10 protein-coding genes, 1 pseudogene and 1 riboswitch are annotated in these 11,905 nt (G+C 47.5%); of the genes and pseudogenes, 2 read left to right on the forward strand and 9 right to left on the reverse strand.

Annotated features, from left to right (window positions below; genetic code table 11):
* Positions 1-7: 7 nt before the first annotated feature.
* The 4 genes from glmU to AOC32_RS09405 are packed head-to-tail and all read right to left on the reverse strand — an operon-like array spanning position 8 to position 3,603.
* Positions 8-1,423: a bifunctional UDP-N-acetylglucosamine diphosphorylase/glucosamine-1-phosphate N-acetyltransferase GlmU gene (glmU, locus tag AOC32_RS09390; RefSeq protein WP_108509200.1), complete on the reverse strand. Its 1,416-nt coding sequence runs from the start codon at positions 1,421-1,423 to the stop codon at positions 8-10.
* A gap of 51 nt (positions 1,424-1,474) precedes the next feature.
* A complete protein-coding gene (gene ttcA / locus AOC32_RS09395) occupies positions 1,475-2,386 on the reverse strand; it encodes a tRNA 2-thiocytidine(32) synthetase TtcA (RefSeq protein WP_108509201.1) in 912 nt (303 codons plus the stop codon).
* A gap of 18 nt (positions 2,387-2,404) precedes the next feature.
* Positions 2,405-2,800 (reverse strand): dihydroneopterin aldolase, encoded by a 396-nt coding sequence (locus AOC32_RS09400; RefSeq protein WP_108509202.1) that lies wholly within the window; start codon positions 2,798-2,800, stop codon positions 2,405-2,407.
* 5 nt (positions 2,801-2,805) lie between these two features.
* A complete protein-coding gene (locus AOC32_RS09405) occupies positions 2,806-3,603 on the reverse strand; it encodes an SDR family oxidoreductase (RefSeq protein ID WP_108509203.1) in 798 nt (265 codons plus the stop codon).
* Between the two features lie 34 nt (positions 3,604-3,637).
* On the opposite strand from AOC32_RS09405, the gene AOC32_RS09410 reads away from it, so the two are divergent.
* Positions 3,638-4,816, forward strand: a complete 1,179-nt coding sequence (locus AOC32_RS09410) for a class I SAM-dependent methyltransferase (protein ID WP_108509204.1) — start codon at positions 3,638-3,640, stop codon at positions 4,814-4,816.
* Positions 4,817-5,304: 488 nt separating this feature from the next.
* Here the strand turns inward: AOC32_RS09410 and cca are convergent.
* From cca to AOC32_RS09425, 3 genes and pseudogenes are all read right to left on the reverse strand, one after another.
* Positions 5,305-5,940 (reverse strand): annotated as a pseudogene (gene cca / locus AOC32_RS09930) (multifunctional CCA addition/repair protein); the annotation flags it as partial.
* Complete coding sequence (locus tag AOC32_RS09420) at positions 5,937-6,848, reverse strand: complex I NDUFA9 subunit family protein (RefSeq protein ID WP_108509206.1); 912 nt, start codon at positions 6,846-6,848, stop codon at positions 5,937-5,939. The gene AOC32_RS09420 and the pseudogene cca, both read right to left, overlap by 4 nt.
* Positions 6,845-8,806, reverse strand: a complete 1,962-nt coding sequence (locus tag AOC32_RS09425; RefSeq protein ID WP_234409752.1) for a lytic transglycosylase domain-containing protein — start codon at positions 8,804-8,806, stop codon at positions 6,845-6,847. Before AOC32_RS09425 ends, AOC32_RS09420 begins: the two co-directional genes overlap by 4 nt.
* Before the next feature lie 29 nt (positions 8,807-8,835).
* Between AOC32_RS09425 and AOC32_RS09430 the strand changes: the two genes are divergently transcribed.
* Positions 8,836-9,453, forward strand: a complete 618-nt coding sequence (locus AOC32_RS09430) for a 5-formyltetrahydrofolate cyclo-ligase (protein WP_108509208.1) — start codon at positions 8,836-8,838, stop codon at positions 9,451-9,453.
* On the opposite strand, the gene metF is transcribed toward AOC32_RS09430, so the two are convergent.
* Both metF and ahcY read right to left on the reverse strand, forming a co-directional pair.
* Positions 9,443-10,285 carry a methylenetetrahydrofolate reductase [NAD(P)H] gene (gene metF, locus AOC32_RS09435; protein WP_108509209.1) on the reverse strand — a complete coding sequence of 281 codons (843 nt, stop codon included), beginning with the start codon at positions 10,283-10,285 and terminating at the stop codon, positions 9,443-9,445. The genes AOC32_RS09430 and metF overlap by 11 nt on opposite strands.
* 18 nt (positions 10,286-10,303) lie before the next feature.
* A complete protein-coding gene (ahcY, locus tag AOC32_RS09440; protein WP_108509210.1) occupies positions 10,304-11,743 on the reverse strand; it encodes an adenosylhomocysteinase in 1,440 nt (479 codons plus the stop codon).
* A gap of 62 nt (positions 11,744-11,805) precedes the next feature.
* A riboswitch (S-adenosyl-L-homocysteine riboswitch) is annotated at positions 11,806-11,897 on the reverse strand.
* Between the last annotated feature and the right edge of the window lie 8 nt (positions 11,898-11,905).

The raw sequence follows: 11,905 nt of genomic DNA on the forward strand, positions 1-11,905 counted from the left end.
AAAGGATTTACTTTCGAGCGATCTTTTTTGCTTTTGGCAACACACTTTTCACTTTCGTTGGCCGTTGCCATTCAATCGAAATTTGTTTTGCCCTTGATACCGTTAATTTGCCTGGAGGTGCATCTTTGGTAAGCGTGGTTCCTGCGCCGAGCGTCGCGCCTTTGCCTACCTTTACGGGGGCAACCAACTGCGTATCCGAACCAATAAATACATCGTCTTCAATTACTGTTTGGTGCTTATTGACACCATCGTAATTGCAGGTAATCGTGCCTGCGCCAATATTGACGCGTGACCCCACGATCGAATCGCCCACATACGCTAAATGATTGGCTTTGCTCTGTGATGCAATTTTGCTATTTTTAACTTCTACAAAATTACCAATATGAACATCACTTGCCAATTCAGCGCCCGGCCGTATCCGTGCATAGGGTCCAATTCGATTGGCGGGGCCAATCTTAGCCCCATCGAGATGGCTAAATGCTTCGATTGCAGTACCCTCAGCAATGTGCGTATCTTTAATGACGCAATAGGGTCCGATGCGAACCTGATCGGCCAGGGTTACGATTCCCTCAAAAACACAACCAACGTCAATCCACACATCCTTGCCACAACGCAGCTCACCGCGAACATCGATTCGATCGGGATCAAAAAGCGTGACGCCGTTCTCTAAAAGTACGTTCGCGATCTGAGTTTGCAAGACTCGCTCCAACTCGGCTAATTGTGCGCGATTATTGACGCCTAGGATTTCATAATCATCGGCTGCTTGGGCAGAACGCACTGGCACGCCGGCCTTAACCGCCATGGTGATCACATCCGTTAAGTAATATTCACCTTGCGCATTTTTAGCTTTAATCCCCTTTAGCCACTTACCCAATTGCTCGGTGGGCAAAACCATGATGCCGGTATTAATTTCTTGAATCGAGCGAATGGCTGGATTGGCGTCCTTCTCCTCAACAATGGCTTGCACATTGTTGTCAACATCCCGCACGATGCGGCCATAGCCATATGGATTTTCCATGCGATGGGTTAGCAAACCAACCGCCCCATCACTTAAGCGGGCTAACGTATTCAAGGTTTCCTTGGAGCACAGGGGTACATCACCATACAAGACCAGCGTGGGCGCCCCAGGATTTAGCTTTGGTAAGGCCTGTAATAGCGCATGACCCGTTCCTTTTTGCTCTTTTTGCAAAACGGTCTTTACCTTACTAAAGCGCTCATCTAAATTAGCCAAATGGGCTAAGAATGCTTGAACCTGCTGTGCACCGTGCCCGATCACAACAATCGGCTCGGCCTTAGGGGCAAGCGCTAATGCGGTTTCAAGCACATGCGCAAGTAAAGGCTTGCCTGCTAGAGGCTGCAATACCTTTGGCAAAGCGGACTTCATGCGCTTGCCTTGCCCAGCAGCCAAGATGACGATATTCATAGGATTAATTATAGGGCTTAGAAGCATCCCGCAAATGCGGATAGACGTACTCTAATCTTTATGGATCCAGGTCAGCGAAGACCATGAAGGCTCCGTTGCAGCACACACATCAACGCCCTCATCGATTGCACGATCACCCTCATACGATTTAACGAACTCGGTCAAATCCGAATGAATAGATAGATTCTGAAAATTAAAGGCATCTTGATCCAATAGGTGGGATGGAACGATGTGATGCAGGGAACGAAACAGGTTTTCGATCCGACCGGGAAATTCCTTTTCCCATTCACGGAGTAATTTCTTCATAGCAGCCCTTTGCAGGTTTGGCTGACTACCACATAGATCACAGGGAATAATTGGAAACTCCATCGATTGCGCATAGCGCTCAATCAACTTTTCAGGAACATAGGCTAGTGGCCGAATGACCAAATGACGCCCATCATCTGAGCGTAATTTGGGTGGCATTGCCTTTAGCTTGCCCCCATAAAACATATTGAGCAGTAATGTTTCTAGGATGTCGTCTCGGTGATGCCCCAAGGCAATCTTGGTTGCCCCAAGCTCATCGGCCACTCGATACAAAATTCCGCGTCGCAAACGAGAACACAATCCGCAGGTTGTCTTGCCCTCAGGAATCACCCTTTTCACAATGCTATAGGTGTCTTGCTCTTCAATATGAAAAGGGATGTTGAGTTGGCGTAAATAATTAGGCAGTGTGTCACTGGGAAAGTTGGGCTGTTTTTGATCTAAGTTCACAGCAACCAGATCAAATGAAATTGGTGCCCGCTCACGCAACTTCAATAAAATATCAAGCAAGGTATAACTATCCTTGCCACCAGAAAGGCATACCATCACCTTATCGCCATCGGCAATCATGCCAAAATCGCCGATAGCCTGACCAACTAGGCGGCATAGTTTTTTATCTAGCTTATTCTCTTCAAATGCTTGCTTGCGAGGGTCTACCATCTGCGGCTCCCATTAGCCTTACGATTGCTTCATCTTAAAGACTTCAACGCCGACCGCCTCACAATCCGGATAGACATCGGGCTTTGCAGTACTCACTCGAACTGCCATCACATTCGGATGCTCAAGAATTGCTGCCACGATTTCATCGCAGAGGGTTTCTTGTAAATGAATATGGCCGCGCTTAACGCGCTCTGCAATGGTTTTGCGAATGAAATCGTAATCAAGTACCTCTTCTAAGCGATCTTGCTTCGGGGTATTTAGCTCTAAGGGAACATAAATCTCGACATTAAAGATCACCCTCTGCTCAGCGCGCTTCTCAAAATCATGTACACCAATATTGATATAAACCTCGTAATCTTTCAAAAAGAGGCGTCGACAATGAATCAGACTTGGATGAGATAGTAAGGAGTGCATAGAACCTATTGTTTAATTTTGAACATCACATCGCGATCGGATGCTAGTAAATGTTGTCCGCCATCGACATACAGCGTGGTGCCCGTAATCGAATTGGCATTGGCTAAGAAAAACGCGGCGCTCGCAATATCCTGCGCGCTAGATGAATGCCCCAAGGGAGTGACCTGATGGGCTTTCTCGAACTCGGATTGACTTTGATCGCCCGATGGCAGGGTAATACCTGGGGCTAAACCAACAGAGCGCATATATGGCGCGAAATCGCGGGCCATCATTTCGGTTGCAGTCAATAGCGCGCTTTTGGAAAGCGTATACGAAAAATAATCTGGATTTAAGTTGATTAATTTTTGATCCAGTATTTGAATCGTTGCAGGAACAAAGTCTTTGCTAATTGGCTGAGACTTGAGGTGACGAAACATTGCTTGAGCCATCAGTACTGGAGCCGCTAGATTAATTTGAGTATGCCGCTCAATCAGGTCTGCGCTTACTAGATGATCATCTTGGCTCGGCCGATCGTATTCAAAAATCGCAGCACTGTTAATCAAGCAATCAATTCTTGAGAATTGGTCGATACTTTTTTTGATCAGAAATTCAGTCTCTGCTGGGCGCAACAAATTTGCCTGCAACGCAATTGCCTTAACCCCCAATCCATGAATCTCATCAACTACGGCTTTTGCCTCTTGGGTGGATTGCCCATAATGAATAATGACATTCCAGCCCTCACGAGCAAAATACAAGGCGATTTCTCGACCAAGGCGCTTAGCTGCGCCCGTGACCAATACTGTCCGATCTGCCATTGTTTTCATGTGCTATGGAAAAACTCACTTAGACTAGCGAGCTATGGATATTAACCTGACACAGGCGCAAGCGGAGCATTTAAAAGCCATCCTGACCAAAATTTCCCATGAAATTGGGGAAAAAGGCGGCTGGATTCCGTTTTCACGCTATATGGAGCTCGCCCTGTATCAACCAAGCCTTGGTTACTACACCAGCGCCCTAGAAAAATTTGGGCGCTCTGGTGATTTCATAACGGCCCCAGAAATCAGCCCATTTTTTGGCCAAACCATCGTGAATACGATTCTGCCGGTGCTAGAAGGATTAAGAAAGCAGAGACAACAGACCCGCATCATCGAAATCGGCGCAGGGACAGGGCAGCTCGCCAAGACGATTCTATTGGATCTGCACCGTCGTGGCTTTGACCTTGATGAATATCACATCATTGATGTATCACCAAATTTGATTGGACGTCAAAAGGCATTGCTCCAGGACGCCTGCCAAAGCCATGGGATTAAAACGCGTTGCCTGTGGCATTCAGAAGTGTTGCCGTCTTTTCATGGCGTCATTCTTGGGAATGAAGTGCTCGACGCGATTCCCTGTGAGCGTATTGTGTATCAAAACCATGCCTGGCACTATGCCGGGGTGGGGCTTGGAGCAGAGCCTGATCAATTTCTTATATCTGTACCCGGAGAAAAACTAGAGGTTCAGCCATTGATCGACTGCGCTAGCGATGGGTACACAACCGAAATCCACCCTCAGGCTGAGGCTTGGTTTACAAAAGTGATTGATCGACTCGAACAGGGTTTATTACTGATGATTGACTATGGTTTTCATCAACACGAGTATTACCATCCCCAACGAAATACCGGCACACTCATGGCGCACTACCGTCATCAAGCGCTAACTAATGTTCTGGCCCTACCGGGAATATCAGACATAACATGCCACATTAATTTCTCGAACCTTTTGCATTCAATTGAGAATAAGGAAAATGCTCAGTCATTTTTTTCTAGCCAAGCATCGTACTTATTGGATGCTGGCATTACCGATTTAGTATTGCAGCAATCCGATCCACGCGACCCTCAGCAGATGATCGCCATATCCAATGGGATACAGAAATTAATCTCGGAGGCGGAAATGGGGGAACTCTTTAAAGTACTGGCTTTTGGTAAACGCTTAGAGGGTCTTGATTTGGACCTCTATGCACTCCCCGGCTTTGGGGGTCGTAACCGGGTTTATTGAGATAGTGCCTCTTGAATGGTGAAGAGGCGCACCCTCTCAAGCTCCACATGAATTGCTTTACCTAACTCATTGGTGTTTGAGCGTTGGCTTACAGACTTCGCAATTTGTCCGGCATCAATACCCATCAATTTACTAATTAGCTTTTGCCAAACTGCCACATCAATACCTAGAACCTCAAAAAGAGTGAGCGCTTCACTGATGCGCTGAGGCTTTCTCCATAAGTCAGTCCGATTAAAAAATGCCAGGATATCCATAGGAATTAATTTAGAGTGCGCTGACTCAAAATCTGCAGCAATCTGGCAATATTCGGCAATCTCATTAGGCCACTTGGACCTGCGAGCCCACTCCTGGATTTCAGCAGGAGGGATGGTTCTTAATAAACAGGCGATACGCTGATTTAACTCGGGGTACGCCGCGACAACCAAATGCATTGCATGCCGAATACTCTTTTGAACATTTTCCTGATGCCACTGTTTCTCAAAGCCAGCTGGCAAAACATCCGCTAGGGCATTGCAGTGATTAAGTGTTTCGATAAACCGGAGTGGCTCTGTTTCTTCCATGGCGCGCGCTAGCTCTTGCCAGATGCGCTCCTTTGATAAGGTTTCTAATTCAAGCGCATCAACCATTCGTCTCATATAAACGAACGTCTCGGGCGCAATATGAAAATCTGGAAAACGTGCCGCAAATCGGGCGACGCGCAATACCCTTAAAGGATCCTCTAAAAAAGCATTTGAGACGTGCTGCAATACGCCCGCCCTCAGATCAGCCTGACCACCATAGGGATCGACGATCTCCCCGGCTGGCTCACCGACTTCATTGACTGCCTGGGCCATCGCATTGATGGTCAAGTCGCGTCTTTGCAGATCCTCCTCTAGGGTCACACTTGGGTCTGCATGAAAAGTAAAGCCTTGGTGGCCTGGTGCTGTTTTGCGTTCCGTCCTAGCTAAGGCATATTCGGCATTCGTGATGGGATGCAAAAACACCGGGAAATGACTACCCACTGGCCGAAATCCTTTTTGCATCATTTCATCGGCTGTGCTTCCAACCACCACGTAATCAATATCATGAACCGCTTTTCCAAGCAAACGGTCCCGCACCGCACCGCCAACTTGATAAATCTTCAAGTTAACAAACTCTCAATACGCTGTTTGGTAATCCTAAACTCATCAACCAAAGCGTCTTTTCCACCCGCAGGCAATATATTGGGAATACTCATGGAGGCAATATTGTCACGTGACATTAAGGTCGGGCCAGGGCCAAATTCAAATGCCAAGGCCTGTAGGTATCCAGCCCAATTGGGCAAAGAAATGATGAGACGATCCTTACCCGCTTTGCGAGCCGCAAATTCAACCAACTGTTTCATCGTGAACACCTCGGGACCCACCAAATCATAGGTCTGATGAATAGTACTGGGGTGAGCTAGGGCCATGACAAACGCACTAGCAACATCATTAACGCTCACTGGCTGAAACTTGGCATGTGAATACGCCAATGGAATCACCGGGAATAGCTTCGCTAGATTAGCAAAGGTATTAATGAACTGATCGTGCTCTCCAAAAATGACCGATGGTCTAAAAATGGTCCAATCTAAACCGCTGGCTCGCACCCGATTCTCACCGTCACCCTTACTGCGTTGGTACATTGAGGGACCATTCGAGTCGGCACCTAAAGCACTCATATGCAGATAGCGTTTGAGTTGCTTGGCTTTCATGGCCTCGATGATTGCCTGAGGCAAATCCACATGGGCTCTTTTAAAACCAGGGCCATATGGTTTTGCTACTTGATCTTGCAAGATACCAACTAGGTTGATTACCGCCCCGTGTGGCTTTACATCTCCGCATAATCGCTCAATGACTCTAGGCTGATTTACATCCGCCTCAACTAAGGTCACACTGGGTAAGAGCCGAAGGTCTCGCATGGCGCTATAACGCCGCGATGGAATCAAGACGGAGTAGCCTTTACTTTGTAGCTTCTGGCTAATGGCTTTACCAACAAAGCCGCTCCCACCAATTAATAAAATGTCATGTTTCATGGTAGTTCACTTAATACAGCAGTTTTAGGCGCAATCACTCCAAGCCGTTGTTTCATGGGAGTAGTTTGCCCATCCATTAAAAGCGAATAGTAGCTCGCATTGGCAAGCACATTCTTCACGTAGGTACGAGTCTCATTAAAAGGAATCGATTCCACAAAAATTGCCCCCTCAGTGGATTGGTTTAACCTTTCTCGCCACGATTTTGGCCGAGATGGGCCAGCATTGTAGGCGGCGGATGCCAATACCCAAGAGTCATCAAGGTCTTTTAAAACCATATTTAAGTAATGGCTTCCTAAGGTCAAATTCGTTTGCGTTTCTTTAAGACGTTCGTTGGTATAGGAATTCATACCAATTTTCTTAGCAACATACTTGGCGGTATTGGGCATCACCTGCATCAAACCCGAAGCACCCACCGATGATGAGGCGTTGGTAATGAAACGAGACTCTTGACGGATCAAACCATAAGCCCAGGCTAAGTTCAAATCAATATTCTTAGCAATCGGACTGAGCTGATCTTTAAAAGGGGTGGGGTAGCGCAGGGCAAAATCATGCTCACCTTTTGTGCGATCGGCCGTATTGACCGTACGATCATATAAATGGATACGTTTGGCATATTCTGCGGCAGCTAGTAATTGGCGATCGCTCATGCCCCGTAACTCCCAGTTCCACTCACGATTTCCTTCAAAGCGAAGGTTCATGGCATAAAAACGCTCAGCCCGAGTAAACCCAGGGCGCTTCCCCATCTCCTTAATTTCCCCGTCGCTAACTTTCACTTTGGGCGGAATCACAATCGGCTTACCGAGCTCCTCGCGCGCTAACTGTCCATAAAAACTAAATTGGTCTTCGAGTAATTGAAACTGCGCATTGGCTTTCTCAGGGTCTCCCAATTCTTTCAACGATCTTCCGTACCAATAGGTCCATGCAGGATCACGCTGACGAACGACCGGATTCATCGATTCAATCGACTCACGCACCAGCTGCCAATCGTGGGCCCGTAAAGCTGTACGAACTTTCCATTCCTGAGTTTCTGCGGATAGTAAGGAATTAAAACCTAATTGCTGTTGGCGTCGATATGCATCATAGGCATTTCGATCTAGGCGTTTTGCTAAAAATTGCCCAATCACACCCCATGCCATCGCTTGATCTTCTTTGTTATAGCGTAAGCTAGTTTGCAAGAAGTCACGGTAGGTTTTACTTGAGTCTGCTCTTGCACTGCGCACAATACTGGCAATCGGATCTTCTCCGCCAATACGTCGCCCTGCGGTTTCAAAATTCATTTCAGCAGCAGCGCGACCAAGCGCTCTGGCCTGAGAGTTGGACAGACCATTTGCCTGGACTAATGCCGGCACCAACTCTTGGCAAGCCAACCCAAACTGGCGTGGATCAACCATGATTTTGAGTGTATCTTGACCAACACGCTTTGCGTCTTCTTGCTTTACAAGTCGTGAATGAAGGGCATAACACTTCACATTGGTATCGTCATCCAAGACAAATTTAGGATATTCCTGATCAAACTGAGCCCAATCTTTCCGTTTACCAAGAACCAATAACCAATCGTTGCGCATCCGATCGCCGATCGCAGTCCCCTCATAGGTTTTTAGAAAAGCGCCAACCTCCTCATCAACCGAGGAATCAGCTCTTGCTTCATTTCCTTTATCAAACATTTGCGGCTTGATTCGAAAATACCGGACATAATCCGTATCCGGATAGTTACTTAATTGCGCTGAGAGCTGTTGAGTTTTTGGTACATCATTACGCCGCGCGGCATCGCGTAACTCAATAAATAATTTATCCGCTTCGGTGAGCTCATAAGGAGCGGGCTGGCCCGGGGAAGATTTGCTGACATTCGGCTTTTTAGCAAAGCCGCTTTCCCAGGCACCCAAGCAAAGCACTAGGATCGCCAAAAGAAGAAAGTGCTTGATCGGGTGTTTTGGCATAAAAGCAAAATTTCGGTTCATTTTGCTATTTTCACCCGATAATAAGTGCCATGCATACCCCTATTCATCAAATTCGACAGGATCTTTTGAGTCAGCGCGCGTCATTTGCTCGATCCCCCCAATTTGATTCTGCATACACCCATTTTTTATCGCATTTTCATCAATTTCTACTCCAAGAAGCACAGACGTATCAAGCCATTGCATTTTGCTGGCCCTATCGTGATGAACTTGATCTGCGCGAGCCCCTGCGAGAGTGGCAATCCTCGAACTCGGATCGATACCTCTTGTTACCTAAAGTTAGAGCCGATCGGCAATTGAGTTTTTATACCTGGTCGGACTCAGACCCCCTGGTTCACAATGCCTATGGGATTGCCGAACCCGATCCGACTGCAAGCGGTGTACAAGCCAAGAACCCCGACTGCATTCTAATCCCCTGTGTTGGATGGCTGAATTATCAGAATCGATACTGGCGGCTTGGCTATGGAGGAGGCTATTTTGATCGCACTATTGCTTCTTTAAAGCAAGCAGGGCATCGATTTACAACGGTTGGCATTGCGTTTGACTGGCAAGCGCTAGGTCTTGATCGCTGGACTCCCGAGGCTCATGACCAAGCACTAGATCTGGTGATCACGAATACTGGAATCTATCGAAACTCGATTAAGTCTTAGAGGCTTGGTCCAATTGCAGATTCTGGGCAATGCGGATCACGGGTTCTGCTTGATTTAAGGAATAAAAATGCAGCCCTGGCACTCCTGCAACGATGAGTTGCTCGCACAATGTGCTCACCACATCCTCACCAAAGGCCTTGATCGAAGCGCTGTCATCACCATATGCCAAAAGACGTAAACGAATCCAGCGTGGAATTTCTGCGCCGCATGCATCTGAAAAACGCAGCAATTGGGTGCTACTCGTAATCGGCATAATGCCGGCAACCACAGGCACATCAACGCCCAATTGATAAGCGTCGTCTACAAACCGAAAATACGCATCGCTATTAAAGAAGTATTGGGTAATCGCCGAGTTAGCACCGGCCTTAATTTTTTGGGCAAAGTAGGCGATGTCCTTACTTGGCGACTGTGCCTGCGGATGAGTTTCAGGATAAGCGGCCACCTCAATATGAAACCAGTCACCGGTTTCTTGGCGAATAAATTCCACCAACTGATTGGCATGCTGCAGCTCGCCATACTGACCCATGCCAGAAGGTAAATCACCACGTAGCGCCACAATTCGTTTAATGCCCAACGCCTTATATTGCGAAAGAAGCTTCGTAATTAATTCTTTGGAACTACCGACACAGGATAAATGAGGAGCCACTACCTCTCCCGCCCGATGAATCGCTTCGACCGTCTGCAAGGTTCCCGATTGAGTCGAGCCACCCGCACCAAAGGTCACCGAGTAAAAGGCGGGCTGCAATGCCGTTGTTATTCGCTCTCGCGTTTGCAACAAGCGCGCCTCCCCCTCCGGGGTTTTGGGGGGGAAGAACTCGACGCTTAATTCCATAGCAGACCCATTAGCCTTTTAGTAACGATAGGTTTCAGGCTTAAATGGGCCTTCTTTCTTAACGCCAATATAAGCAGCTTGTTGATCCGAAAGCTCCGTTAACTGTGCATTCAATTTCTTTAGTTGCAAACGAGCAACTTTTTCATCTAAATGCTTAGGCAAGGTATAGACGCCGACAGGGTATTTGTTCGTTCCTGCCGCTCCCCAGAGCTCGATCTGTGCAATCACTTGATTAGCAAACGATGAGCTCATGACATACGAAGGGTGTCCAGTGCCGCAGCCTAAGTTCACTAAGCGGCCCTTGGCCAAAATAATGAGGCGCTTTTCTGGAAGACCATTGGCTGCCGGGAAGATTACATGATCAACTTGAGGCTTAATTTCTTCCCATTGGTATTTTTCAATACCAGCAATATCAATTTCGTTATCAAAGTGACCGATGTTGCACACAATCGCCTGGTCTTTCATCTTCTTCATGTGATCGTGTGTGATGACATGATAGTTACCGGTCGCGGTCACAAAAATATCGGCCTTATCGGCAGCATATTCCATCGTGACCACACGATATCCTTCCATTGCAGCCTGAAGCGCACAGATCGGGTCGACTTCGGTCACCCATACTTGAGCGGAGAGTGCACGCAATGCCTGAGCGGAGCCTTTGCCCACATCACCATAGCCAGCGACCACTGCAACTTTGCCGGCAATCATGACGTCGGTTGCGCGTTTAATCGCATCGACTAAAGATTCGCGGCAACCGTACAAGTTATCAAATTTACTCTTGGTAACCGAGTCATTGACGTTAATGGCTGGGAAATGCAATTCGCCCTTCGCATGCATTTGATAGAGACGATGCACACCTGTTGTGGTTTCTTCGGTAACGCCATTAATCTTCGCTAACCGGGTTGAGTACCATGTTGGGTCGATCGCCAATTTACTCTTAATGGCCGCGAAGAGAATACGTTCCTCTTCGCTCGTCGGATGATTCAGAACAGCCAGATCTTTTTCGGCCTTACTACCCAGATGCAGCAATAAGGTTGCATCACCACCGTCATCTAAGATCATATTGCTGTAACCGCCGTCTGCCCACTCAAAGATCTTGTGAGTGAAATCCCAATACTGCTCGAGGGTCTCACCTTTAATCGCAAATACTGGGGTACCATTTGCAGCGATCGCGGCGGCGGCATGGTCTTGTGTTGAAAAAATATTGCATGAGGCCCAACGCACTTCGGCGCCCAAGGCCTCAAGCGTCTCAATCAGCACTGCTGTCTGAATAGTCATGTGCAGCGATCCGGTGATACGCGCGCCGCGCAATGGCTGCTTAGCAGCAAACTCTTCACGAATCGCCATCAAACCAGGCATCTCGGTTTCAGCAATTTTGATTTCTTTGCGACCAAAATCGGCCAAACCAATATCGGCAATTGCAAAATCGCCATTTAACTTTAAATCAGCTACGGTATTCATGAATAGCTCCAGCTAAAGAATGCCAGCAGAGCCAGTATTGACTCGCTAACCACTAGCATTCGGGTTAGCGAGCGCAGTTGCAATGAAGTTACTGGGTAACTCCCCTTCAAGCCTGGGGGGCGACGGTTCGCCCCTTGCAACGCTCCTTGAAGGATTTGCCTA

This window comes from Polynucleobacter acidiphobus, assembly GCF_003065385.1.
Taxonomy (GTDB): Bacteria; Pseudomonadota; Gammaproteobacteria; order Burkholderiales; family Burkholderiaceae; genus Polynucleobacter; species Polynucleobacter acidiphobus.